Here is a 25,639-nt window from a genome sequence, read left to right as displayed (position 1 = left end):
ACTTAGAAAAAAATATGATATAGATTCTAAAATTGACCTTAATAAATGGATGAGAAATCTATAAATACAAAATAATATAAAAATAAATTTAATTTTAGAAATCAGTATTTTAAAGACTGAAATGATTTATGGAAATAGAAAACATAAAGTTTTAGATTATAAAACATTCCTGAGTTTAATAATAATTTACAAGATTTATTTGAAGAGATATATTAATGGCATTTCCTTTCTTTATTAAGCATTCATTGTTTATAAAATATTAACTCTAAAATCAAAACAATTAGAACATATTTTTGTTTGATAATCAATGATAAAAGCTGATTTTGTTATATATTGTTAATGATAAATTGTGTTAAAATTACCCAGCAACACATTTGATACACTACCAAAAAATCGGATGAAACTTTTCATCCGATTTTTATATATTGTTTTACAATAAAAGTAAATTTTCCCCTTTTTACTTTGAAGTTTATTATTTCATATAAATCACTAAGGATTCGTTAATTTATCCAAATAAGTTCTCACGTCTTTCCATTGATAAAATGGAAAATTGTTGGTATTAATTGGAATATGTACTTCATTTTCGTTGTGAAGGAATTTTACTAAAACATCATTCTTTTTATTTTTATAAAACACCATTTGAAGATTGGCGGCCATTGGTGCAGCTTTAAACGTATTCCAAACTTTATAGACTTCTTTAGGATCTGTTTCTTCTCCATTCATTCCTTCGATATTTAGAAAAGCAAGTAAAACAATAATATTTCCATCGTGTCCAAATCTCAAAGAAGCTCCATTTTTATTATTTTTAATATAATCGTCAGCTTCCTTGATGATAACTTTTACCAGAATGACATGGTCAAGTTGAAACAGAATCAGGTGATCACTTTCGCCAGAATAGGGTAGTCAATATTTCCAGATTTTCCAGCTAATACTTTACAGAAAAAAGAATTTGTAAACATAGTGTTCGACAGCAGTTTACACTATGAAAATGGGATTTATCAAATACCTACAATGATGGATTTATTTTCGAGTAACCATTTGAAAATAAAGGAAGAAAACTTTTTTATTTATACAAAAAAAGAGATTCTAAGTAATAGAATCCCTTTCAGCGGAGAGTGAGGGATTCGAACCCCCGGAGGTGTGACCCTCAACAGTTTTCAAGACTGCCGCATTCGACCACTCTGCCAACTCTCCAACACAGCGTTTATTGCCGTATTGCGAGTGCAAATATAGAACGCTTTTTCGAATTTGCAAATAAAAATTTTTAACAATTATTTTACGAAAACGTTTTCGTAAAATTCAATTCAATTTAAATTAAACAATAAAATAATGGTTAATAGCTACTTATTAGTATTCATAAAATTTAAAATTTCCTATTAAAAATTTATTTTTTTTCTATATTTTAGTATTTTCGTAGGAATAGTTGTGTTTTTATGACAATAATTAGTTTTTGTAAAAAAAATGTACGAAATCGTTATAATTGATTACTTTTGCCAAGAATTAAGTAAATAAACACAAATAAACATTTATTAAATGAACCACTCTTCTTATGATCAACAACTTGCATCTTTCAATGAAATGAGCAAAAAGGTTGTAGAATTCATTAAAATTGTTTCAGATTTATGGTATGATCAATCTGTTGAATTGGTAATTTTCCGTAATCAATTAGTTGATAAAAACGTTAGTGACATCGTAAATCTACATCAGTATGCTGAGGAATTTGTAGAAAAAAAGATTGCTATCGACGATACATTAGCGATTGCTAAAGCTATTTCTGAAGCTAAATTACCAGCTTCTAGACTTGATGTTGGAAAATTAGCTAAAGAATATATTTCTGGGAATTACGCTTCGGCAGAAGCTTTCGTTGAAGAGAAATTAGGTGCAAGCAAAAATGTAAAAAGTGTTGAACCAAAAGACGTTGTTTTATACGGTTTTGGTCGTATCGGACGTTTATTAGCTCGTGAGTTGGCTTCTCAAATGGGAAAAGGTCAACAATTAAGATTACGCGCTGTTGTAACACGTGATAAAAACGATCCTGTTTTGTTAGAAAAAAGAGCTTCTTTGTTACGTCATGATTCTGTTCATGGTGATTTTGATGGAAACGTTGTAGCTGATCACGAAAATAATGCGTTAATCATCAACGGAGTTTCTGTTTACATGATTTCTGCAGCTCAACCAGAAGATATTGATTATACTGCTTACGGAATTAATAATGCTTTAATTATTGATAACACAGGTGTTTTTAAAGATGAAGAAGCGTTATCTCGTCATTTAAAATCTGTTGGTGCTGATAAAGTTTTATTAACAGCGCCAGGAAAAGGTGTTCCGAATATTGTTTACGGTGTTAATCATGAAGAATATAGCCCAGAAAATGTAAATATTTTCTCAGCTGCTTCTTGTACAACAAATGCAATTACGCCTATTTTGAAAGTTGTTGAAGATAATTTAGGTGTTGTAAAAGGACATTTAGAAACTATTCATGCGTATACAAATGACCAAAATTTGGTTGATAATATGCACAAAAAATACCGTCGTGGACGTGCTGCTGCTTTGAATATGGTAATTACTGAAACTGGTGCTGGTAGCGCAGTTGCGAAGGCTTTACCAAGTTTAACAGGTAAATTAACTTCGAATGCAATTCGTGTTCCTGTTCCAAATGGTTCTTTGGTTGTCTTGAATTTAGAAGTTGGTAAAGATACGTCTGTAGAAAATGTAAACAACATCATGAAAGATGCTGCATTGAACGGAGAATTGGTAGAACAAATTAAATATTCGTTGAACAATGAATTGGTTTCTTCGGATATCGTTGGAACTACTGCTCCATCTATCTTTGATAGTAATGCAACAATTGTTTCTGCAGATGGTAAAAATGTTGTAATGTACGTTTGGTACGATAACGAATATGGATATAGCCACCAAGTAATGCGTTTGGCGAAACACATTGCGGGTGTTAGAAGATATACATACTATTAATAGTATTTTTTCCCTTTATTTAAAATTAATCCACTAGCTTTTTTAGTTAGTGGATTTTTTTGTAACCTATTCGTTTAAAAACAGCTAAATAAATTAATTGTTTTATTTTTGTTAATATTATATTAATGTTGATTATAAAAATTAACACTATTTTTGAACAACTAAAAAAAACATTTTATTTATGAAAAAATTTTACTTTAGATCATCCTTGCTAACTTTATTGTTATCAGGATTTGCTTTTGGGCAGGGAACAGAAACTTTTGAGTCCCAAACTGCATTAAGTAATTCTTATGAAACAGGATCATTTAACGGTGAAACAAGTGGAATTGTATGGAATTATACAAAAGCAAGAAATGAAGGTACATATCCTATCACAAATAAAGGAATCCTATTTCAAGCTTCAGGAAATACATTAGAAACAACAATTTCTAATGGAATCGGAAAATTAACTTTTGATGTCAGAAAAGCTTTTACTGGAGGTTCAAATAATAGAAAGATTGAAATCTTAGTAGATAACGTAGTTGTTTTTACTTCTCCTACTTTTGGTACAACTAGTACCGATACAACTATTCACAATTATGAAGTAGAAATAAACAAAACAGGAGTAGTAACTGTAACTTTTAGAAATGCAGGACCACAACTTACTTTAGATAATATTTCTTGGACTGCTGCTGGAGTAGCAACGGAAAAACCAGTTGTGTCTCCACGAACAATTACAGGAACTTATGGTGTATTGTTGTCTGATGGAGCTGTGACAGCGACTAATAACCCTACCTCTTGGACGCAAACAGGGACATTACCTTTAGGAATTACCTTTGACAATGGCGTTTTCTCAGGTACACCTGAACAACCAGGAACATTTACAGCACAGGTAACAGCCACAAATCAGTATGGAACTTCTGATCCGGCTAATGTAACTTTTGAAATAGCAAAAGCAAATCAAACAGTCAATTATACTTTTGAGCATTTAACTCAAAACCAAGGAACTACTTTTTCTGGTTTACCATCACAAACAGATCAAGGGTTAAATATTGTGTATACTTCTGCTGATAATTCTGTTGTTTCTACAAATGGAAATATTCTATCTTTTGACGGAATTGGTTCTACAACTATTACTGCAACTGCCGTTAGTAATAATAATTATAACGAATTTAATACAACTTTTGATGTTTCAGTAACAGATCCAAATGCAACGTATTGTTTTGAAGAAGACTTTGAAGGGGTATCAGGAAATAACACATCGACAACAGGTTCATCAGTAAGTTGGAATGGGAATTCTAATTTTCCTACTGTAGCTACTGTTTATCAAGCAGGAAATGCTATTAGGTTAGGTTCAAGTAATAACAAAGGGGGGATAACATCAAAAGTGTTAGATCAAATAGCTGGTAATGTAACAGTTTCTTTTGATGTAAAAGGCTGGACAACAATTGAAGGAAGTGTCAATGTTACATTAGGTTCAGAAACTAAAAATGTTGTTTACACAGCTAAAATGGCTGATGCTTTTGAGAATGTAACTGTAAGTTTTGAAAACGTTGCAGCAGGTTCTACTTTAAAATTAGAAACATCAGCGAAAAGAGCATTTATTGATAATGTAAGAATCCAATGTGCTTCTAGTAATAATTCTACAACATGGGACGGAACTGCATGGTCTAACGGAACACCAGATCTAACAAAAGAAGTTATTTTACATGCAACTCCAACAGAAAGTTTTTCTGCTAAGAAATTAACAGTTGAGAGAGATATGATTATTCCTGCAGGAATTACAATTACTGTAGAAAATGAAGTTGTTAATCAAAATGATGTAACATTTAGATTTAGTCACGGTGCTTATTTGATTCAAAAGAATAATAGCGCAGTAAATGTTGGTCCTGCAATGTTTGATAGATCATCAACACCTATTTACCGTTTAGAAAATTTAATGTGGTCTTCACCAGTTATTAATCAAAATATTTTCGAAATTTCTCCAAATACTTTAACAAATCGTTTTGCAAGATTTTTAGAATCAACAAATGATTGGACAGAGAATGTAACAGCAGCAGATAATTTTAAAGCAGGAGAATTAATTTCTTTTAGAGCTCCTAATAATTATAATAATTATGGAGAAGGTGAAGCTCAGGTATTTGATAGTTCATTCAGAGGTCAATTATTTAATGGAGAAGTAACGATTCCTGTAACTAAAGCTTCTAAAGGAAATAATGCAGTAGGAAACCCTTATGCATCACCAATTAGTTTAGATGCTTTAATTGCTGCTAATACATCAGTAGGGATAAACTCTGTTTATGTTTGGACGCATTCTAAACCAATTGTAGATGGAGCATATCAAGGTTCTAACTGGGCTATTTACAATGGAACAGGATGGAATGATAATAGCGTAACTTCTCAAAATATTGATATTGCACAAGGATTTATAGTAAAAGTAGCAAACGCTGGTAATTTAGTACTTAATAATGCGATGCGTACCTCTGCTAATGGTCCAGTTTATTACAAAGAACAAAAAGATAGATATTGGTTAAGTTTATCAAATAATCAAGGTAAAATAAATTCTTCTTTAATAGGATATGTAAACGGATCGACAAATAAATTTGATCAAAATTTTGATGCTCAGCCATTTGACAACAATAATGAAGGATTATATTCTGTTTTGAACAATGATTTATTTGTAATTCAAGGACGTGGAGATTTCAATAACGAAGATTCTTTTGATTTAACTTTCAATGTTAAAAAAGCAGGAACTTATCAAATTAATTTAGAACAATTTGAAGGTGTTTTCGAAAATCAAAATATCTATTTGGTAGACAAAAAATTAGATAAAGCATTTAATTTAAACGAATTAAAATCTTACTCTTTTGATACAGAAGCAGGTGAAATTAATGATCGTTTCTCTATAAATTATCAAAATAAAACATTATCAACAAATGATTTGTCTAAAAAAGGATTGGTAGTTTATGCTCAAAATAAACAAATTACAATTTCATCTAAAGAATCAATTAAATCAATAAAATTAGTTGATATTTCAGGAAGACAGTTACAAAATATTCAAAACATAAATACAAAAAATTATGTAATCAATTTGAATGTAAATCCTCAAGTTGTTGTAGTTGTTGTAGAGAATACAAATGGTACAATTGAATCTAGAAAAGTAATTTTAAAATAATTAACGTATGAAAAATATAAAAAAAATAACTTTATTATTTTGTTTGATGTCTACTGTGACTTTTGCAAATACTGAAGAAGGTGGAATTCGTTTTTTTGAAAGTAATAACACTACTCAAAAAGCTGATAATACAGATGATCCAAATGGTCCTAGTACAGATCCAGATCCAACTCCAATAAATGATTATTTTCCTTTATTGGTAATAGGGGCAGGATTGGTTGCTTTACGTTTCAGAAAGCAGTTATTAAAAAACTAATTTCTAAATTATATAAAAAAGAAAGCTTCTCTATTTTTGAGAAGCTTTTCTTATTTTATCTGTTCCAAACTATTCGCAATTGCTTTATATAGAACTTCACCCATTCTTTCACAATTTTCGTAAGATTGATCTTTATAAAACTTTGCAAAACCAGTTCGTAATTGTGCAACATTTTCTGGTTTAGAAATATGATCATTTTTCATGATTTTCATTAAATCACGAAAACGTTTCGAACTATTCGAAATTCTTTTCGAAATCAAGGATTTTACTTCTTTTCTATATTGATCGACAGAATTTGGTTTCAAACGATTATTCACCAAATCAACCATAATTTTATTTTCTTTAAAATACTGTGGTCGATAAATTTTTAAATTTCCTTCATAGCATTGTTGATCGAAATCAATTGGTCGAATTCTATAGATAACTTGATCAAAATCGTGAATTGGAATCACCACATAATTATACGATCGCATATCACCTAAAAGACCAATAAAACAGCGTTCATTGAACTTTACAAACTCTTTCGCAATCTGATTTTTCTCTAAATCATTACATTTATCCAAATAATCTTTGATAAAAACATCTCCTGGAATTCCTAAAATATGCTCTTCAATCAATGTATTTTTGTAGACCAAAAAATTGATTCGATGTGGAGACAAAATATCTTCTAATTCTAAACCATAAATACGCGAAGCATCTGCTTTTTTGATGTAAAAATTGGTATAATTATCATTCAAAATATTACGAACCCGAATACGAAAAGGTTTCGAATTTCCGAACGTACAATAATCAATAGAATCAACAACAAGATAAGGCAAAGACTCCTCATCTCCGTCTGAATGTAAGTAGGTGTAAATTCTGTTTAGACTATCTTGAATTTCCTGATGTTCCGAGTCGGTATAATAAACACCTAACCAATGCGTGTCATTCCCTTCTTTATCTTCCAACGCTACACAACCCGAAAAACGCATCAAATCATCATATTCTATACTCGCTTTTGTTTTGCGATGATATTTCTCTAAATAATGATTTAATTCGTCACTCACAGGATAAATAGGCTTTCTAAACTCTATTTTTACATCTTTCATTTCATGCTTATTAATCTATACGAAGATAGGTCTAAATTTATTTTTTAAAATTGTTTATTGGATTAATATTTGCTAAATTCAAGCATAATCTAAATCTAAATAAAATGAATATTCAGGTCAGAAATTTGACTCTTGAAGATTATAGTGATTTGACTGAATCTACAAAAGAAGCCTATCACAATCAGCTTGGAACTTGGACTGTCGACGAAATTAAAGAATTATTAGCTATTTTTCCGCAAGGTCAACTTTGTGTTGAAGTGGATGGAAAAGTTGTTGCTTCGGCATTAAGTATTGTGGTTAATTCGAAAAAAACGAATATCGAATCGAATTATGATACGATAACATCTAATGGTAAATTTTTAAAACATGATCCAGAAGGTGATGTAATGTATGGAATTGAAGTTTTTGTTCATCCAAATTATCGTCAATTGCGCTTGGGAAGACGTTTATATGACGAACGTAAAGCGCTTTGTGAAGAAATGAATCTAAAATCAATTGTAGCTGGTGGACGTATTCCAAATTATCATAAATATTCGCAAGAATTATCTCCTAGACAATATATAGAAAAAGTAAAAAGTAAAGAAATTTATGATTCAACTTTAGCTTTTCAGATTTCGAATGATTTTAATGTTAAAAAAATCTTGAAAAATTATCTGAAAGATGATAAAGAATCCTTAGAATACGCCACTTTATTAGAATGGAATAATATCTATTACGAACCTGAATTGAAATCTAATTCACCGACAAAACGTACTATTCGTCTTGGTTTGGTGCAATGGCAAATGCGTTTATTTAATGGTTTACAAGATTTTTATGATCAAATTGAGTTTTTCGTAAGTGCGGTAAGCGATTATGGCTCTGATTTTATTATGTTTCCAGAATTTTTCAATTCGCCGTTGATGAGTCCATATAATCATTTGAAAGAGATTGAAGCGATGCATCAATTAGCAACGATGACGGACGATATTGTGAAGAAAATTCAAGAATTTGCAATTACATATAATGTCAATATTATTTCAGGATCTATGCCTCATCTAAAGGAAGGAAAACTATATAATACGTCATTTTTATGTCATCGTTCGGGGAAATTAGATTCGTATAGTAAAATACACATTACACCAAATGAGTTCAAATATTACGCATTGAATGGTGGCGATGAAATAAAAGTTTTTGATACCGACTGCGGAAAAGTAGGTTTACTAATTTGTTATGATGTCGAATTTCCTGAATTGAGCCGTATTTTAGCCGATCAAGGAATGGAAATTTTATTTGTTCCATTTATGACTGATACGCAAAATGGTTATACGCGAGTACGTAGTTGTGCGCAAGCTCGTGCAATAGAAAATGAGTGTTATGTGGCTATTGCAGGCTCTGTGGGAAATTTACCGCGTGTGAATAATTGGATATTCAATATTCACAATCGGCAGTTTTCACACCTTCAGATTTCTCTTTTCCAAACAATGGAGTTAAAGCAGAAGCAACTCCGAATACAGAAATGGTACTGATTTCTGATGTTGATCTTTATCTTCTAAAAGAGTTGCATGAGTATGGAACTGTAAAAACGATGAAAGACAGACGCAAGGATTTGTATGAAGTAAGACTAATAAAAACATAAAAAAAACCTCCAAATTGGAGGTTTTTTTTAGTTCTTATTCCCATTGGTTAGACTCGAATAAGAGCATAGACCTTAGGTTCGGTTAAGTATCTGTACTAAAATTAGAAATATTTTTTATAAGGGACAAATATTTTTTAGAAAACTTTGAACTTTAACATATTTCAATTTTGTTTTATAACTCTAATTCGAAGATTTGAATAAACTTTTCATTGAAATTATTTGAAACAAATTGATTAAAATAGATTTTTTTTCCATCGTTAGAAAAATGCGGAATTCCCGTTAATTCATTATTGATTTTTTGAACTTGATAGATTTGTTTAGATTTTTTTTCGGTTAAATCATTTAGATATATTTTATCGTTAACAAAATAAATAGCATATTTTCCGTTTGGTGAAAGATTGAATGGAGAGGTAATCGAATTTTCTAAAAAAGAATATTGAATAATTTCATTCGAAACTAAATTTACACCAAATAATTGCGTCTTATCAAATTCATCTTCCATCAAAAAATAGATGATTTTCCCATCAGGAGAAGAACGTAACCAATGTCTAAAATTACTAATTCCATGTTGAGTAAAAGTGATTCGTTTCTGCGAAATACAACTTGGCACATCTGGCAAAGTAGTTAAAGTTCCTTTTAAATTATCGTTTTCATCAAACCTTATTTCATTTGGAATTTCAGCAATAAAAATTTCCGTTTTCAAATTCCCTTTTTCATCACGCACATGTCCCTGAAATGCGATATTGTTTGTTGAGTTAATCCAACATTCATCAAAAGCTTTTTCGATTTCATCACTTCCATTTTTAGGATTTATCACTACTCTAGAAACGATAATTGAAAACATTTCTCCAAAATTATTTTCTAATGTTTCATCAAAATCAACCTCAACTTTTTTGGGAAACATCAATCCAACTACTCGCTGATCTTTTATGGTAGAATTGTGTTTGGATTCTTGCTCCAAAACATAATCGTTGTAGGTAAAGCTAATCCAATTCTTCTCTTTTTTCCATGAATGCGAATGCGTTCCTCCACGCAAAGCACCATTTGTAAAGGGAAAATTTATATTTCGGGCATCCATAAAAATAGGCTGATTTGGAAATTCTAAATCAATTGCGACACCTGTCCTTCTTGTTGCCGAATACGGATTTGCTTGATTCGCATTTCGAATACCATGAATAAAAATAACTTTATTCTCAATTTGTGAAAAAGAGGCTGCACCTACTCCAGGACCAAACTCTGTTTGATTATTTGTTGTATAAATAATTTCGGATTCGTAAGTTCTCGTATGAAGTAAACAAATGGAAGAAGTTTCTCCAATTTTTGTATCATCATTTCGTCTATCAAAAACAAGATAATTACCATCAACCGATTGAATTTGATTATGATGAAGCGTATGTCCAAAATCATCATAAGTTAACTGCTTTACCATATCGTATTGTTTAATAATATTTTATTTACTTAATAAACATTTAACAAGCAACTAAAAACGTAATTATTTGATTACTAGAAACATTTCAACATTCTTTATAAAAATTTGTTACAAAACTGCATTTTATTTTTTTTGTCTGGATTAATTATGATTAATAATATACTTTTTTCAATGTTTTTATTTTCCTTAGTATAAGTTTTGTTAAACCTTAAACAACAAAGGTAATATTTAATGAAGATTTTGGAAAATCTACAACCAGAATTGATTCGCAATATGTTCCACAATCTGGAAATGATAACAACAATTGAATAGTTTTACCTCGTATAGACATGTTGTCAATGATATTATTTCTCCTTATCCAAAACAATTGCCTTTTTTGATGGTAAAGTTTGGAATTTCTGGAAGTAGAAAATAAAAGCTCAGTTACAGACTGAGCTTTCTTTTATTTATACCAACTACTATACATCAAATAATTATTGGCGATTCTTTCTATTTCGCCTTCTTTCAATTCTTTTGGAACATCTTTAATTTTTTTCGCTGGAATTCCAGCCCATAATTCTCCTTCTTTTACATGCGTTCCTTTGGTTAAAATTGCACCAGCAGCAATCAAAGAATTAGATTCAACAATGCAATCATCCATCACAATTGCGCCCATTCCAACCAAAACATTATCGTATATTGTACAACCATGTACAATAGCATTATGCCCTATCGAAACGTTATTTCCAATTGTTGTTGGCGATTTTTGATACGTCGCATGTATTGTTGCGTTATCCTGAATATTTACTTTATTCCCCATTTTGATATAATGTACATCTCCACGCACAACTGCTGAAAACCAAATTGAGCAATCATCTCCCATTTCTACCTCTCCTACAACCACAGCATTATCCGCTAAAAAGCAGTTTTCACCGAACTTTGGCGTATGCCCATTTAATTCTTTAATTATTGCCATAACAAAATCTATAATTCTAATGATAAAGATACATTTTTATAGCGTATTTTTGTAGAACTATGAGAGTATACGAAGAAATTACACCAAATAATAACGTGATGAAGTTCGTTTGTGACGAGACTTTAACACAAGGTGGCGTGGAATTCGATAAAGAATCTACAGCTACCGAATCTCCTTTAGCGCAAGTTTTATTGACTATACCATTTATTCAAAAAATATTTATCACAGCGAATTTTGTTGCGATAGAAAAAATAGATGCTGTTGATTGGGCTGATGTTACAGAAGATTTGAAAGAAATTATCAATGAACATTTAGAAGAAAATGCAATTTTAGCACCAATGAAAAAGGCTCCTATTTCTATTTATGCAGAAATGACGCCTAATCCTGCTGCGATGAAATTCGTTTCAAATTCTATGTTAGCGCCAGAAATCATCGAGATAAAATCGAGAGAAAAAGCTGCTGGAGTTCCATTAGCTGTTGCGATTTACAAAGAATATCCTTTTGTTGAAGAAGTTTTTATTGTTGATAATTATGTTTCTTTAACGAAAAACGAAACAGAAGATTGGTCACTTTGGGCGATGGATGTTCGTTCGTTTATTACGAATTATTTACAAGCTGGAGGTCCTGTTTTTGATGAATTTTATGAATTCACAACAGAAGCTCCTGAGCATGTTGTGGTAAAACCTGCTGAAGAGTTTTCTTCTGTTGAGCAACAAATCAAAGCTATTTTAGACGAATATGTTCAACCAGCAGTTGCAAATGATGGTGGAAATATCGAATTAATTGAATTTGATGAAGAAACGCGAACAGCAAAAATGTTATTACAAGGTGCTTGTTCTGGTTGTCCATCTTCTACAGCAACGCTTAAAAATGGTATCGAAGGTATTTTAAAACAAATGATGCCTGATGTTGTAGACAACGTTGAAGCTGTAAATGGATAAGATTAAACACATAGTATCAAAAAAATCCAACTCGTTTTGAGTTGGATTTTTTTTATTTAATATCTCTCGATTATTCATCAAAAAAGTCGATAGAACGACGATAATTATAAAAAAATAACCTTCTGCGAGCTTCTAAATCATTGACACGAATCGACGAAACATCATCAATCTGAAAATACAAAGAGCCTTCGTCCGTTCCTTCCGAACCAATACATTTTAACTCGAAATCATCTTCAGTTAAATTCCGAATAAAACCTGCAAAACGACTATTGTTATTTAATTGAATACGTGATACATATTCGGTTTGATCATTTATTTCGCCTAAAATTTGACGAACCCAATTTTCTTCTGCTGTTGCATTAAATGTGATTGGATTTTCTTGATCCAAATCGGTGTGATGTTCTTTCAAATAATTGAGACATTTGCAGTAATCATCAACATCTATTCGACTAATTTTAAAATAAGGTTCGATTAAAATTCCATCTTTTTTACCATATTTCGAAATGTGTTGCATCGTAAAAAATTCGTCATTAAAATCTAAAATATATCCAGCCCAAAAATTATCTCCTTCGGGATCATTGTAAACGGCAATAATTGATTGATTTTCTTTTGAGTGTTGTAATATTTTATAGAAGTTAGAATTCATATTTCTTTGGGTTAAAGACTCAAATTACGAATCTTTGTGGATAAAAAAAAGGTTCTTGATTATTTCAAAAACCTTTTCTTACTATTAATTTGCTTTTCGGAAAATCGAAGCTTCATAACTTAATGATTGCCAATCTCCTTTTTGCAGATTATCTAATTTTATTTTTTTGTAGATATTTTCTTCTCCCGCAACTGTTATTGTAAATTGTGTACGATCTAAAATATTTTTTTCAGTAATTGTATAATTAATATCAAATTTCTTTTTTGTCAATTTCTCCACAATTGGTTTTAAATAAGCAATCGCAGCTTCAGAACTTTTGAATTGTTCGTTTTGTGGAAATTGCACATCAAAATATCCTTCGTATGTAAAATCTGGCTCTGTAATAATCAAATTATAAGGATCAGCAAACAAAGCAGGACGCTGTTTTTGATATTCTTTTTCGGTTTTATATTGACGTTTTTCTTCTTTATAAATCAACGGATATTTATCAGCAAGAACAGCTAATTTATCGGCATCATAAGAATATGGAATTCCATCGTGAAAAACATTGTACAACGCAGGATTCACCAACCATTGATCGACAATTTTCTTATCTTTTACCATATAAATCATCACTCCATTATCTTGTGCTTGAAAAGTAGACGATTGATATCCGTACTCCAAAATTGGTTTTCCTAATTGTATAGCCGCAGCATTTTCTAACATAAAATTAAACTTCTCATAAGCCTTTGTTTCATCGCTTAAAGGAGCCATTCCATATACTTTTGTCGAAGCATCTACATTTTTATCATTAATCATAGAGGTTACTTGCGCTGTTGCAAAATTTGCAAGAACAACAGTGGCTGTAAGTAAAATTTGTTTTATCATGTATTGTATATCTTTATTTTAATAATGTGTTCCAAATTTATTGATAAATTTCGATAGTTATCTTACCTGATTGCGTAATACTTCCGCGATACATTCCGGCAGTGTTAAAAGGAAAACTTGCTTGACCATTTTTATCTAAAATAATCATTCCGCCATCGCCTCCTAAATCACCAATTTTCTTAATAACTTCTTCACCAGCTTTTTTCGAAGAAAGTTTCTTGTAATTCATCAAAGCCGCAACATCATATGCCGCAACAGCTTTTATAAAATATTCACCCCAACCTGTACTCGAAACACCAACTTCGCTATTTGCATAGGTTCCAGCTCCGATAATTGGCGAATCACCAACACGCCCAAAACGTTTGTTTGTCATTCCGCCCGTCGAAGTTCCTGCCGAGATATGACCTTTATTATCCAAAGCAACTGCGCCAACTGTACCAAATTTTTCGTCAACAAAATTGAATGGAACATACGCTTGTGTTTTAGCATCGTGGTCTAATTCCATTTTTTCTTTGTCTTTTTCTAAAACTTTTTGAAGAGAATTCCAACGTTCCTCTGTTTTGAAATAACTTGGATCAACAATTTCTAAACCTTGAGTTTGAGCAAATTCTTCTGCTCCTTTTCCAACCATCATCACATGAGCAGAATTTTGTAAAACAGCTTTTGCTGCTAAAATAGGGTTTTTAATCGTGGTAACTCCAGCCACAGCTCCAGCTTGCATTGTATTTCCGATCATCAACGAAGCGTCTAATTCATTTTTACCTTCATGTGTAAAAACTGCTCCTTTTCCAGCATTAAACAAAGGCGAATTTTCCATTACTTTTATAGCCTCTATCACCGCATTTTCACTTTCGCCACCTTGTTTGATGACTTCATAGCCTTTTGTCAAAGATTCAGCTAAAGCATCTCGGTACGCTTTTTCCTTTTCGGGTGTCATATTTTTTTTCAAAATTGTACCAGCACCACCATGAATTACCAAAACAACTTTGTCTTGTTTCGTTTGTGCATATGTCGTCATCGTCAAAACGGATAAGATTAAACCAACTATTTTTTTCATGTGTAAAATTTTATTCAACGCCTAAAAATAGAAAAGTTTATAGAAATTAACTATTTTTAGCATTGAATTTGATAACGAAATATCAACAACTGTTATTAAACAAATAAATACCTATGAACTCTAATAAACACTATCTCTCTAATAACATTTTATTGCAATTAGCTTTTATTGCAATTATACTTTTAGTTTTTGGATTAATTACCAAAAATTTATTGGCTTTTTTTCCAGGTTTTCTTGGTGCTTTGTGTTTGTACGTTTTGCTCCTGAATCCTTTGCAATGGTTAGTTAAAGTAAAAAAATGGAACAAATTAGGAAGTGTAATCTTTTTAATGATTAGTAGTGCAATTCTAATTATAGGACCTCTTTATTTATTAATTCAAATGTTAACGAATAAGGTTATGGTGCTATTAAATGACACAGCTCAAATTAAAAAAGATGTCAATAAAATTATTGAAATGTTGCAAACCAAATTTCATATTGATGTTTTTAGTGCGACTAACATTGAAAAAATAACTCAAGTTGGAGGGAAATTATTAGAAAAAACACTGAATGCTTCAATGGATATGACAGTTCAGTTGGGGGTTGCTTTCCTTATTTTGTATTTTATGTTGATGAATCATCAAAAACTTGAAAATTGGTTTTACAGAACTATTCCGCTTAAAACAAGTAATTTAGTGAAGATGAACAAAGATTTGAAAGATTTGGTCATTTCTAATGCAGTAGGTATGCCGTTAACAGCCTTTCTACAAGCAATTATTGCCTACATTGGATATCTTATTTTTGGAGTTGATGATGCCTTTACATGGTTTATTCTAACGATTTTTGCGGCGATGTTACCAGTAGTTGGAGCAGCCTTAATTTACGTTCCTTTGGCATTATTTTTATTAGCAAGCGGTGATACAGGACAAGCGATCGGATTATTGATTTATTGTTTTGTTATTGTTGGATTATCAGACAATTTGATTCGTTTAGTTTTACAGAAAAAAATGGCGGATGTTCATCCATTAATTACTATTTTTGGAGTAATCGTTGGAATAAATTTATTCGGATTTATTGGAATTATTTTCGGACCAATCTTATTTTCAGTATTCTTTTGGTTAGTCAAATTGTACAAATACGAATTTATTGATCCAAATCCTGAAGATTAATTATTATTAAAAACCAATTAAAAATGAGTATAGAAAACTTTAAATTCTTTAAACCTTTAGAACCACGTTGGAGCGATTTTGATCCAATTGGTCATGTAAATAATGTATTTTATTTCGAGTATTTCCAGATCGGTAGAGCCTATTATATGATGGCTTCGAGCAAAAAATGGCAATGGACGCGACACATGTTTGTCATTGCACATATGGAAGCGAGTTACCAAAAAGAATTACGTCCAAATGCGATAGAACCTCGTATTGGTGTACGAGTTACAAAATTAGGAAATAAGAGTTTCGATTTTGAATATATTGTCACAAGTAAAAGCGAAAATGGTGAAGATGTTATTCATTGTATCGGAAAAAGTACACAAGTAATGTACGATATGGAAGAGAAAAAATCGATGGAATTGCCAGATTGGGTAAAAAATGATTTTAAGAATTACGAAGGTAATCTTTAGAAAATAATCCTAAAAAAAATACAACAGTAGTTAAGTCTTTTCATTAGATAATGATTAGATTTAACTACTTTTTCTTTTTAAACTCGTTGCGTTATGAAAAATTTGTTTTTAATGCGTCATGCAAAAAGTAAATGGAACGAAAATGTTTCAGATCAATTTCGTTCTATCACAGAGATTGGTGAATTCAAAACGAAGAAAGTAGCAAATTATATTCATCAAAATTTTGAATTGAAATTTGATCAAATATTTTCGAGCAAAGCAGTTCGAGCAAAAGAAACTTCTCTACTTGTCAAACCTATTTTATTTCCTAATCAAACCATTCATATCGAAGATGATTTGTATACTTTTTCGCATTATTTATTAGACAAATGGATTAGAAATTTGGATAATGAATTGCAAAATGTTCTTATTTTTGGACATAATCCTGCGTTTACAGATATTACCAATCAGTTAGGAAATGAAATGATTTACAATCTTTCGACTTCTGGATTTGTCTGGATACAGTTTGATTCTGATAATTGGAAATCGATTCAAAAAGGAAAAACTATAAAAATAATTTTACCTAAAGAAATTAAATGAAAAAATATATAAACCGCGAAATCAGTTGGCTTTCTTTCAATGCGCGCGTGTTGCAAGAGGCTTCTGACGAAACAGTTCCGTTGTTAGAACGAATTCGTTTTTTAGGAATTTATTCGAACAATTTAGATGAATTTTATTCGGTTCGATATTCTACAATTTTGCGCTCGATACAGTTCAAAGATGTAGAAATTGTTTATCAAAATATTGTACCAGATCAAACGGACGAAGAATTGATCGATGAAATCAATGAAATTGTGCGTCAGCAGCGAGTCCAGTACGATGATTTGCATAATCAATTATTCAAAGAATTAGAGAATCACAATATTTTTGTGATAGATGATACATCGATTCCTGAGAATTATTTAGAATTTATTTCCGAATATTTTTACAACGAATTTATTCATACGGTTGGAGTTTTTATTTTAGATGATATTAAAAAAGCACCGCCTTTACGCGATGGATCGTTCTATTTAGCGGTGAAAATGCAATTAAAAGACAAAGTTCAATATGCACTTTTGATTGTTCCAACGCATTTATTTTCGCGTTTTATTGTGCTTCCAAAGTATGATCAAAATACGTATGTCATGTATTTGGAAGACATTATTCGTTTTCATTTGAAAGATATTTTCAAAATGTTTGATTTCGAAACAATTGAAGCTCATTCCATCAAAATTACGCGAGATAGCGAACTTGATTTTGATAATGATTTGGAACATAGTTTATTAGAAAAAGTCATTAATAGTTTAGAAAATCGTAAAAAAGGAGTTCCTGTCCGATTAGTTTATGATGCTGAAATTGCACCAGATACGTTGAAATTTTTCTTAAAAAAATTACGATTAGACGAATATGATAGTATCAACCCTGGTGGAAAATATCACAACAAACGAGATTTGATGAGCTTTCCAAGTTTTGATATTCCTAATTTAACGTATGAAAAAATAAAGCCAATTATTCAGAAAAAACCTTTTGAATATAACAGTTATTTTCAAGCTTTTACGGAAAATGAGGAAATGATGATGGCGCCTTATCATGATTATTCTTTGTTGTTAAAATTTCTTCGTGAAGCCGCAATTGATCCGAAAGTAACCAAAATAAAAATTACTATTTATCGTGTTGCAAAAGATTCGCAAGTAATGCACTCGTTGATAAACGCGGCGATGAACGGAAAAGAAGTAACAGCTGTTTTGGAACTTCGTGCGCGATTTGATGAATCCAATAATGCGATGTGGTCGAAAAAATTGCAAGAAGCTGGTGTGAATGTTATTTTTGGAGTTCCGGGACTGAAAGTACATTCAAAAATTGGTTATATCGAACGTAAACCAGAAGGAATGTTGGCACAGAAATATGTGTTTATCAGTACAGGAAATTTTCATGCAGGAACAGCAAAAATTTATACAGATTATACATATTTCACAACTAATCCGGGAATAACAAAGGATGTTGAACAGATTTTTAAATTTTTTGGAGCTAATTACTTGAACTTAACGTACAATCATTTATTGGTTTCACCTTATGGAACGCGTAAAAAAATTGTCAAGATGATTAAACGAGAAATCAAAAATCATCAAGCTGGTTTACCTGCGGAGATCAACATGAAATTAAACAGTTTAAGCGATAAACAAATCATTGATTTATTGTATAAAGCTTCTCAAAAAGGAGTAAAAGTCCGTTTGGTTGTGCGTGGAATTAATTGTTTGATTCCTGGAGTTAAAAATCTTTCCGAAAATATTGAATGTGTCAGCGTTATTGATAAATTTTTGGAACATCCGCGTGTGTATTGGTTTAAAAATGCAGGCGATGACAAAGTTTATATTTCCTCTGCAGATATGATGGAACGTAATTTGGATAATCGTGTGGAAGTAGCGTGTCCGATTTACGATCATAAATTCAAAAAAATAGTTATGGATACGTTTAATTTGAGTTTTGAAGATAACGTAAAAGGTCGCCAAATAACGGCTGAATCTTCTTTAGAATACAAACGAAACAATAAAAAACCAAACCGCTCTCAGTTTACGACCTACGAATATTTTAAAAAATTAAACGAACAAGAAAATGAAGATTAGAAAATTAGGAGCAATAGATATTGGATCTAACGCCATGCGATTGTTGATTAATTATGTTTACGAAGAAGAAGGTCGTGCGCCAATTTTTAATAAAACCAGTATTGTGAGGATGCCAATTCGTTTGGGACACGACGTTTTTATTGATGGACAAATTTCCGAAACAAATATAAATCGTATTTGTGATGCTATGTTGTCTTATGCATTAATGATGAAGGTTTATGATATTGAAATCTATAAAGCTTATGCAACTTCTGCCATGCGCGAAGCAAAAAACGGAAAAGATGTTGTAAAAAAAGTGATGAAAAAATCTGGAATTAACATCGAAATTATTGATGGAAAAACCGAAGCTGAATTACTTTTTAATACGGAATTAGGTGATTTTATACAAGACGAAAAAATCTATTTGTATGTAGATGTTGGTGGTGGTAGTACCGAATTAACGTTATTAAAAGATAATAAGGTTTTTACGTCAAAATCTTTTGAAGTAGGAACTGTACGTTTGTTAGAAAATAAAGTTTCGCCAAATACTTTTAACGAAATGAAAGAATGGATTCATGAAAACATTGGTCATGATGAAGTAGAATTAATTGGTTCTGGAGGAAATATCAACCATGTGTACAAATATTCTGGCGTAAAACTAGGAATGCCTTTGAGTAGCATGTATGTAAAAAAACATTATCAAATTTTACAAACAATGACTGCTGAAGAACGTATGCAGAATTTCAATATGAAACCCGACCGTGCTGATGTAGTGGTTTATGCATTAGAAATTTATAGTAATGTACTAAAATGGTCGCATGCAAAGAAAATTCATGTTCCGAAAATTGGACTTTCGGACGGAATTATTCGAAAAGTATATAAAGATTTAGAAAAATAAATACTTCTATTATAAGGTCAGATTAATCTGGCCTTTTATTTTGATTAAAATTTTATAAAACAAAAAAAGCTTGAACAAATGTTCAAGCTTTCAGCGGAGAGTGAGGGATTCGAACCCCCGGAGGTGTGACCCTCAACAGTTTTCAAGACTGCCGCATTCGACCACTCTGCCAACTCTCCAATAACGCAGTTTATTGCGGTATTGCGAGTGCAAATATAGAACGCTTTTTCGAATTTGCAAACCTTAATTTAAAGTTTTTTTAATACAAAAACATAGTTTATTCAGTATCAAATAAATATTTTTAAAAAATTTTATACAATTATTACCAAAGCTATCTGAATAAGGAAGCCAAGCGTGAAAAACAAGGCTGCAAACTTCAATAAAGTAAAGCGAAATGTTTCGTTTATGATTAGCTTATTGACCAATGGTTTCGAGATTTTTTCGTCCAAAAGCTTTTCTACTTTTTTATAAAAAATCAATAATAGAATTATAATCACCATAACAACTGTAAATACCAAAATAGAACTCATCGAATGATAAAACATCATTCCCATCGCCATTCCTAATACAGCTAGTATCAATTGTGGTAATTGATTAATTGCTTTCCGAATCATTTCTTCAGTTTTACTTAACCAATCAACTCCAAGAATTTCTGGCGCAGCCATCCAAAATGCTACAAATTGTAATATCAAACCAAGTAAAGTAAAAATTTTTATCATTCTCAAAAATTCAATTATAGTTAAAGATAAAAAAAACCGTTTAAAATAAATTAAACGGTTTTCATATTATTCTTTTCAAAAAAGATTATTCTTCCTCTTCTTCCTCTTCTTCCTCTTCTTTCATCGTATGATAAACGTTATTTACGTCCTCATCTTCGTCAAATTTCTCTAACAATTTTTCGATGTCAGCTTTTTGTTCTTCTGTTAATTCTTTTGTCGTTTGTGGAATTCTTTCAAATTCTGACGAAATAATTTCGTATCCACCTTCTTCCAACGATTTATAGATTGTTCCATAATTTTCAAAAGGTGCAATTAATACAATTCCATCTTCATCCTCAAAAATCTCCTCTACTCCAAAGTCAATCATTTCAAATTCTAATTCCTCTAAATCTAGATTTGCAGGTTTTTGAATCTTGAAATTACAGATATGATCAAACATAAATTCAACAGAACCTTGCGTTCCTAATTGTCCATTACATTTACTGAAATAAGAACGAACGTTAGCTACTGTACGATTGTTGTTATTTGTAGAAGTTTCAACTAAAACGGCAATTCCGTGAGGTCCATAACCTTCAAAAATAACTTCCTTATAGTTTTCTGTATTTTTATCAGATGCTTTTTTGATTGCGCGTTCGATATTATCTTTAGGCATATTTACAGCCTTCGCATTCTGAATTACCGCGCGAAGATGAGAATTTGAATGCGGATCAGGTCCTCCTGCTTTTACTGCCATTACGATATCCTTCCCAATTTTAGTAAACGCTTTAGACATTGCCGCCCAACGTTTCATTTTACGTCCTTTTCTAAATTCAAATGCTCTTCCCATTTATACTTGTTTTAATAGTTGCAAATTTATTCATAAAACGAAAAAAATCCAAGAACTATGTCTTGGATTTTTAAGTTGTTAATATTTTAGAATGATTATTTCAATCCGTGGTATTTCAACATTGGTTCAATTGAAGGATTTTTACCTCTAAAATTTTTGTAAATCACATTCAAATCATCCGAATTCCCTTGAGAAAATACTTTATCTCTCAAAATTTGACCATTTTTACGTGACATTCCTCCATTTTCTATTGTCCATTCGTAGGCATCATGGTCTAACATTTCTGCCCAGATATATGCAAAATATCCCGCTGCATATCCTCCACCAAAAATATGGCTAAAATAAGAAGAACGGTAACGAGGCGGAACTTGTGGTAAATTTGTTTTATTATCAATTAAGGCTTGTTTCTCAAAATCGTCTACACTTGTAATTGTTTTATCAACTGAAACTGTATGCCAAGACAAATCTAAAGCTGCAGCAGAAAGTAATTCTGTTAACGTATAACCTTTGTTAAAGTTAGATGCTTTTTTCATTTTTTCTACCAACGCATCAGGAATCGCAGCTCCTGTTTGATAATGCTTTGCATAATTTTTTAAGATAGATGGTTCCGTTACATAATGCTCGTGAAATTGAGATGGAAACTCTACAAAATCTCTTGAAACATTTGTTCCAGATAAAGTTGGATATTTTTGATTCGCAAAGAAACCGTGCAACGCATGTCCAAATTCGTGGAAAGTTGTTACCACATCATCATACGAAATCAATGCAGGTTGACCATTTGCAGGTTTTGTGTAGTTTCCGACATTATAAATAACAGGTTTTGTGCCAAATAAGTGCGATTGCTCCACAATATTACTCATCCAAGCTCCCCCTTGTTTAGAATCTCTTTTGAAATAATCTGTATAAAATAATCCCAATTGCGAACCATCTTCATTAAACAATTCGTACACTTTTACATCTTCATGCCAAGTTGGTATATCTGTACGTTTTTTGAATGAAATTCCGTATAATTCTTTCGCCATAAAGAAAATTCCATTCTCTACAACTGAATCTAAAACGAAATAAGGTTTCATTTCATTTTCGTCGATATCATATTTCTCTTTACGAACTTTCTCTGCATAATAGTTCCAATCCGCAGCTGTTAATGTATTTGCTGGATTTTCTTTCTTCGCTAAGGCTTCAAATTCTTTTGCATCTTTTTGTGCCATTGCAGTTGCTGCCGGAATCATTTGATTTAAAAATCCTTTTGCTGCTGTAGGATTTTGCGCCATTTGATCTTGCAAATTCCATTCTGCATAATTTGCAAAACCTAATAATTTAGCTTTCTCCGCACGTTTTTTAACCAAAGTTAAAATTGTAGAACGTGTATCATTTTCATCTTTTTTCTCTGTTCTAATCCAAGCTGCATCAAATAATTTTTTTCTTGAAACTGCATTGGTCATATTTTGTAATTCAGGTTGTTGCGTTGTATTCAATAAACTGATTAAATATGTACCATCAGCTTGTTTGAAAGCCTCTAAATCAGCATCACTCAAACCAGCTAATTCTTCTTTCGTAAAAGTAACGCCACCAGATTTTGTTCCTTTTAATAATTGATTGGAGAATTTAGTTTCTAAAGAAGCGATTTCTCCATTCAATTTTTTCAATTCATCTTTTTGTGCAGCAGATAAATTTGCGCCAGCCAATTCAAATCGTTGATAATATACATCTAACAAACGAGATGACTCTTTATCTAAATTCAATGATTTTTTATTGTCATGTAAAGTTTTTACACGTTGAAATAATTTATCATTCAAATAAATGGCATCGCTATGAGCCGCAAATTTAGGCGACATTTCCTCCTCAACTGCTTGCAACGTTTCGTTTGTATTTGCTCCTGTCAATAATCCAAAAACATGGCTAACTCTCGACAATAATTGACCAGATTTTTCCATTTCCACCAACGTATTTTCGAAAGTTGGTGCTTCAGAATTATTAGCAATTTTATTGATTTCGACTAATTGTTCAGCCATTCCTTGCAACAAAGCAGGTTTGAAATCTTCGTTTTTAATTTTCGAAAAATCAGCAGTTTGATAAGGCAAAGTGCTCACTTCAAAAAAAGGATTTTTATCGTTCCACATACTATTTGTTGACTTTTCACTACAAGAAGTGGCAAGGATTGACGATCCAACCATCATTCCGTAAAAAAGTTTTTTATTAAACATTTTTATAATTTTTAGACCTAACGAAGTTAAAACTTATAATGTTAAATTTCAAAAATATTCAATTTTTCATTCAAACAATGGGAAATATTTAAGCTAAATCTTAAAAGTTAAATAATTAATAAACCTTACCGAAAAGGTTGAATTTTCTTCAACGAAAATAATTATCTTTGAAAAAGAGTGAGGAAAAATTTCACTCTTTTTTATTACCCTAAAAATCAATCCATTTTGTATTTAGATTTAGAAGAATTAAAATATTTATTAGCTGAAAGTGTTGAAGAATTGCCAAGTTGGGAATCACACCAAAAGCTTTCACCTCCATATCGTCAAAAATTTGATTTAGAATATGTAAAACGTACCAATCCTAGAAGTGCGTCTGTGATGATTTTATTGTATCAAAACGAAGATGGAGAAGTTGAATTCCCAGTAACCATGCGTGTTTCTTACGAAGGAGCGCATTCACATCAGTTTTCTTTGCCAGGTGGACAATTTGAAGAACAAGATATTAGTTTTGACGAAACTGCTATTCGCGAAACTATGGAAGAACTTGGTGTAGAGTACGAAAACATTGAGATTGTAAGACAATTGAGCGAAATGTATATTCCGCCAAGTAATTTCTTGGTTTATCCTTACATCGGAATTTATCATGGAGAACCACATTTCAATCCAGATGAGCGCGAAGTACAATACGTTGTTCCATTAAATTTGGAAGCTTTTTTGAATGCTGATTACGAAGTTTTTGAGAGAGAATTTTCTGGTCAAGTTGTCGAAATTCCTGGTTATAACATTGGTGATGATGAATTTCTTTGGGGCGCAACGGCAATGATTTTAGAAGAATTTAAAGATTATCTAAAAATCGTATTAAATTTGTAACTTAAACAATTAAGAACTCGTGTCTCAAAAAGCAAAGAAAAAGAACGCATTTCGCGATTCATTTGGACATTTATATTTCCTAAAAAGGACGTTAATTTTCTTATTAGGATCATTTACTTATAACCGTTACAATGGTTTTAATAAATTAAAAGTTAGCGGTACAAAAAACTTGGTTCATTTGCCAGCTCAAAATGTATTATTCGTTTCGAATCATCAAACTTATTTTGCTGATGTTTTCGCGATGTATCATGTATTTTGTAGTGTAAAAAATGGTTTTATTGATACCATCAAAAATCCAATTTATTTACTTAATCCTAAGATTGACTTTTATTACGTTGCCGCTGAAGAAACAATGAAAGATAATCTTTTGACGAAATTATTTGCCTACACAGGAGCAGTTACCGTAAAAAGAACGTGGCGTGCAAAAGGAGAAAATGTAAATAGAAAAGTTGATTTAAGCGAAATTAACAATATCGATATTGCGTTGCAAAGTGGTTGGGTAGTAACATTTCCGCAAGGAACTACAACTGCGTTTGCGCCTGGTCGTCGTGGAACTGCACATTTAATCAAGAAAAATAAACCAATTGTAATTCCAGTTGTGATTGATGGTTTTCGTAGAGCTTTTGATAAAAAAGGTTTACGCATCAAAAAACGTGGCATTAATGCGACAATGACATTCAAAGAGCCTTTGGAAATCGATTATGAAAATGATTCGAGCGATGCTATCATGAAAAAAATTATGAATGCAATTGAGCAAGCGCCAGAGTTTAATAAGGTTCGACCAATGGACGAAATTCTTGCTGAAAATAGTGAAAAATCATTGGATGATTATTTGAATGAAGATGACGAAGAGTTTGATGATTTCGAAGAAATGGGCTACGACGAAGAAAATAAAAAAGACTAAAAGAATACAACAT

At 31.4% G+C, this 25,639-nt stretch carries 21 protein-coding genes, 2 tRNA genes and 1 pseudogene; 12 read left to right on the top strand and 12 right to left on the bottom strand.

What is annotated here, in order from left to right:
- Positions 1–489 precede the first annotated feature (489 nt).
- Both N5E64_RS02775 and N5E64_RS02770 read right to left on the bottom strand, forming a co-directional pair.
- On the bottom strand, positions 490–783 hold the full coding sequence (locus tag N5E64_RS02775) for a hypothetical protein (RefSeq protein WP_280035604.1): 294 nt from the start codon (positions 781–783) through the stop codon (positions 490–492).
- Positions 784–1,109: 326 nt separating this feature from the next.
- Positions 1,110–1,194, bottom strand: a tRNA-Ser gene (locus N5E64_RS02770).
- 339 nt (positions 1,195–1,533) lie between these two features.
- Between N5E64_RS02770 and N5E64_RS02765 the strand changes: the two genes are divergently transcribed.
- From N5E64_RS02765 to N5E64_RS02755, 3 genes are all read left to right on the top strand, one after another.
- Positions 1,534–2,973 (top strand): glyceraldehyde-3-phosphate dehydrogenase, encoded by a 1,440-nt coding sequence (locus N5E64_RS02765; RefSeq protein ID WP_280035603.1) that lies wholly within the window; start codon positions 1,534–1,536, stop codon positions 2,971–2,973.
- A gap of 181 nt (positions 2,974–3,154) precedes the next feature.
- Positions 3,155–6,127 (top strand): hypothetical protein, encoded by a 2,973-nt coding sequence (locus tag N5E64_RS02760; RefSeq protein ID WP_280035602.1) that lies wholly within the window; start codon positions 3,155–3,157, stop codon positions 6,125–6,127.
- A gap of 7 nt (positions 6,128–6,134) precedes the next feature.
- Entirely contained in the window at positions 6,135–6,383 is a 249-nt protein-coding gene (locus N5E64_RS02755; RefSeq protein ID WP_280035601.1) for a hypothetical protein, read from the top strand.
- Positions 6,384–6,433: 50 nt separating this feature from the next.
- Here N5E64_RS02755 and N5E64_RS02750 read toward each other — a convergent pair whose 3' ends face one another.
- On the bottom strand, positions 6,434–7,471 hold the full coding sequence (locus N5E64_RS02750; protein ID WP_280035600.1) for a hypothetical protein: 1,038 nt from the start codon (positions 7,469–7,471) through the stop codon (positions 6,434–6,436).
- A 104-nt stretch (positions 7,472–7,575) separates the two neighbouring features.
- On the opposite strand from N5E64_RS02750, the pseudogene N5E64_RS02745 reads away from it, so the two are divergent.
- Positions 7,576–9,086: pseudogene (locus N5E64_RS02745) on the top strand (GNAT family N-acetyltransferase).
- 172 nt (positions 9,087–9,258) lie between these two features.
- Here the strand turns inward: N5E64_RS02745 and N5E64_RS02740 are convergent.
- Both N5E64_RS02740 and N5E64_RS02735 read right to left on the bottom strand, forming a co-directional pair.
- Positions 9,259–10,515, bottom strand: coding sequence for a DUF3748 domain-containing protein (locus N5E64_RS02740; protein WP_280035598.1), 1,257 nt, complete (start codon positions 10,513–10,515; stop codon positions 9,259–9,261).
- A gap of 442 nt (positions 10,516–10,957) precedes the next feature.
- A complete protein-coding gene (locus N5E64_RS02735) occupies positions 10,958–11,470 on the bottom strand; it encodes a gamma carbonic anhydrase family protein (protein ID WP_125348841.1) in 513 nt (170 codons plus the stop codon).
- A gap of 59 nt (positions 11,471–11,529) precedes the next feature.
- Between N5E64_RS02735 and N5E64_RS02730 the strand changes: the two genes are divergently transcribed.
- Positions 11,530–12,411: a NifU family protein gene (locus tag N5E64_RS02730; protein ID WP_125348840.1), complete on the top strand. Its 882-nt coding sequence runs from the start codon at positions 11,530–11,532 to the stop codon at positions 12,409–12,411.
- A gap of 70 nt (positions 12,412–12,481) precedes the next feature.
- Here the strand turns inward: N5E64_RS02730 and N5E64_RS02725 are convergent, their stop codons facing one another.
- The 3 genes from N5E64_RS02725 to N5E64_RS02715 form a co-directional block, all read right to left on the bottom strand.
- Entirely contained in the window at positions 12,482–13,057 is a 576-nt protein-coding gene (locus N5E64_RS02725; protein WP_125348839.1) for a hypothetical protein, read from the bottom strand.
- Between the two features lie 84 nt (positions 13,058–13,141).
- Positions 13,142–13,924 (bottom strand): hypothetical protein, encoded by a 783-nt coding sequence (locus N5E64_RS02720; protein WP_114999766.1) that lies wholly within the window; start codon positions 13,922–13,924, stop codon positions 13,142–13,144.
- Positions 13,925–13,961: 37 nt separating this feature from the next.
- Positions 13,962–14,981 (bottom strand): isoaspartyl peptidase/L-asparaginase family protein, encoded by a 1,020-nt coding sequence (locus tag N5E64_RS02715; RefSeq protein ID WP_114999768.1) that lies wholly within the window; start codon positions 14,979–14,981, stop codon positions 13,962–13,964.
- Between the two features lie 113 nt (positions 14,982–15,094).
- Here N5E64_RS02715 and N5E64_RS02710 point away from each other — a divergent pair, with 113 nt between their 5' ends.
- The 5 genes from N5E64_RS02710 to N5E64_RS02690 all read left to right on the top strand — a co-directional run bounded on the left by N5E64_RS02710 (position 15,095) and on the right by N5E64_RS02690 (position 20,103).
- Complete coding sequence (locus N5E64_RS02710) at positions 15,095–16,129, top strand: AI-2E family transporter (protein WP_114999770.1); 1,035 nt, start codon at positions 15,095–15,097, stop codon at positions 16,127–16,129.
- A gap of 23 nt (positions 16,130–16,152) precedes the next feature.
- A complete protein-coding gene (locus tag N5E64_RS02705; RefSeq protein ID WP_052217929.1) occupies positions 16,153–16,584 on the top strand; it encodes a thioesterase family protein in 432 nt (143 codons plus the stop codon).
- Positions 16,585–16,677: 93 nt separating this feature from the next.
- Positions 16,678–17,163: a histidine phosphatase family protein gene (locus N5E64_RS02700; protein WP_038336593.1), complete on the top strand. Its 486-nt coding sequence runs from the start codon at positions 16,678–16,680 to the stop codon at positions 17,161–17,163.
- Positions 17,160–19,226 carry a polyphosphate kinase 1 gene (gene ppk1, locus N5E64_RS02695; protein WP_219034771.1) on the top strand — a complete coding sequence of 689 codons (2,067 nt, stop codon included), beginning with the start codon at positions 17,160–17,162 and terminating at the stop codon, positions 19,224–19,226. The genes N5E64_RS02700 and ppk1 overlap by 4 nt, the downstream gene beginning before the upstream one ends.
- Positions 19,216–20,103, top strand: a complete 888-nt coding sequence (locus N5E64_RS02690) for a Ppx/GppA phosphatase family protein (RefSeq protein WP_125348834.1) — start codon at positions 19,216–19,218, stop codon at positions 20,101–20,103. The genes ppk1 and N5E64_RS02690 overlap by 11 nt, the downstream gene beginning before the upstream one ends.
- A 94-nt stretch (positions 20,104–20,197) precedes the next feature.
- Here the strand turns inward: N5E64_RS02690 and N5E64_RS02685 are convergent.
- The 4 genes from N5E64_RS02685 to N5E64_RS02670 form a co-directional block, all read right to left on the bottom strand.
- Positions 20,198–20,282 (bottom strand) — tRNA-Ser (locus N5E64_RS02685).
- Between the two features lie 132 nt (positions 20,283–20,414).
- Positions 20,415–20,822 (bottom strand): hypothetical protein, encoded by a 408-nt coding sequence (locus N5E64_RS02680; protein ID WP_280035596.1) that lies wholly within the window; start codon positions 20,820–20,822, stop codon positions 20,415–20,417.
- A gap of 85 nt (positions 20,823–20,907) precedes the next feature.
- Positions 20,908–21,648: a YebC/PmpR family DNA-binding transcriptional regulator gene (locus N5E64_RS02675; protein WP_280035595.1), complete on the bottom strand. Its 741-nt coding sequence runs from the start codon at positions 21,646–21,648 to the stop codon at positions 20,908–20,910.
- A gap of 95 nt (positions 21,649–21,743) precedes the next feature.
- On the bottom strand, positions 21,744–23,852 hold the full coding sequence (locus tag N5E64_RS02670; protein WP_280035593.1) for a M3 family metallopeptidase: 2,109 nt from the start codon (positions 23,850–23,852) through the stop codon (positions 21,744–21,746).
- Positions 23,853–24,077: 225 nt separating this feature from the next.
- On the opposite strand from N5E64_RS02670, the gene N5E64_RS02665 reads away from it, so the two are divergent.
- Both N5E64_RS02665 and N5E64_RS02660 read left to right on the top strand, forming a co-directional pair.
- Positions 24,078–24,722, top strand: coding sequence for a CoA pyrophosphatase (locus N5E64_RS02665; protein WP_115001319.1), 645 nt, complete (start codon positions 24,078–24,080; stop codon positions 24,720–24,722).
- Between the two features lie 19 nt (positions 24,723–24,741).
- Complete coding sequence (locus N5E64_RS02660; protein ID WP_038334575.1) at positions 24,742–25,626, top strand: 1-acyl-sn-glycerol-3-phosphate acyltransferase; 885 nt, start codon at positions 24,742–24,744, stop codon at positions 25,624–25,626.
- The last annotated feature ends 13 nt before the right edge of the window (positions 25,627–25,639 follow it).

This window comes from Empedobacter sp. GD03739 (assembly GCF_029843245.1).
Classification (GTDB): Bacteria; Bacteroidota; Bacteroidia; order Flavobacteriales; family Weeksellaceae; genus Empedobacter; species Empedobacter falsenii_B.
This window is presented reverse-complemented; position numbering and strand designations above follow the sequence as displayed.

Excerpts from the sequence above, each read along its gene's own strand:
- N5E64_RS02765 (WP_280035603.1), top strand. The coding sequence starts at position 1,534 with ATGAACCACTCTTCTTATGATCAACAACTTGCATCTTTCAATGAAATG.
- N5E64_RS02760 (WP_280035602.1), top strand. The coding sequence starts at position 3,155 with ATGAAAAAATTTTACTTTAGATCATCCTTGCTAACTTTATTGTTATCA.
- N5E64_RS02755 (WP_280035601.1), top strand. The coding sequence starts at position 6,135 with ATGAAAAATATAAAAAAAATAACTTTATTATTTTGTTTGATGTCTACT.
- N5E64_RS02750 (WP_280035600.1), bottom strand. The coding sequence starts at position 7,471 with ATGAAAGATGTAAAAATAGAGTTTAGAAAGCCTATTTATCCTGTGAGT.
- N5E64_RS02740 (WP_280035598.1), bottom strand. The coding sequence starts at position 10,515 with ATGGTAAAGCAGTTAACTTATGATGATTTTGGACATACGCTTCATCAT.
- N5E64_RS02735 (WP_125348841.1), bottom strand. The coding sequence starts at position 11,470 with ATGGCAATAATTAAAGAATTAAATGGGCATACGCCAAAGTTCGGTGAA.
- N5E64_RS02730 (WP_125348840.1), top strand. The coding sequence starts at position 11,530 with ATGAGAGTATACGAAGAAATTACACCAAATAATAACGTGATGAAGTTC.
- N5E64_RS02725 (WP_125348839.1), bottom strand. The coding sequence starts at position 13,057 with ATGAATTCTAACTTCTATAAAATATTACAACACTCAAAAGAAAATCAA.
- N5E64_RS02720 (WP_114999766.1), bottom strand. The coding sequence starts at position 13,924 with ATGATAAAACAAATTTTACTTACAGCCACTGTTGTTCTTGCAAATTTT.
- N5E64_RS02715 (WP_114999768.1), bottom strand. The coding sequence starts at position 14,981 with ATGAAAAAAATAGTTGGTTTAATCTTATCCGTTTTGACGATGACGACA.
- N5E64_RS02710 (WP_114999770.1), top strand. The coding sequence starts at position 15,095 with ATGAACTCTAATAAACACTATCTCTCTAATAACATTTTATTGCAATTA.
- N5E64_RS02705 (WP_052217929.1), top strand. The coding sequence starts at position 16,153 with ATGAGTATAGAAAACTTTAAATTCTTTAAACCTTTAGAACCACGTTGG.
- N5E64_RS02700 (WP_038336593.1), top strand. The coding sequence starts at position 16,678 with ATGAAAAATTTGTTTTTAATGCGTCATGCAAAAAGTAAATGGAACGAA.
- ppk1 (WP_219034771.1), top strand. The coding sequence starts at position 17,160 with ATGAAAAAATATATAAACCGCGAAATCAGTTGGCTTTCTTTCAATGCG.
- N5E64_RS02690 (WP_125348834.1), top strand. The coding sequence starts at position 19,216 with ATGAAGATTAGAAAATTAGGAGCAATAGATATTGGATCTAACGCCATG.
- N5E64_RS02680 (WP_280035596.1), bottom strand. The coding sequence starts at position 20,822 with ATGATAAAAATTTTTACTTTACTTGGTTTGATATTACAATTTGTAGCA.
- N5E64_RS02675 (WP_280035595.1), bottom strand. The coding sequence starts at position 21,648 with ATGGGAAGAGCATTTGAATTTAGAAAAGGACGTAAAATGAAACGTTGG.
- N5E64_RS02670 (WP_280035593.1), bottom strand. The coding sequence starts at position 23,852 with ATGTTTAATAAAAAACTTTTTTACGGAATGATGGTTGGATCGTCAATC.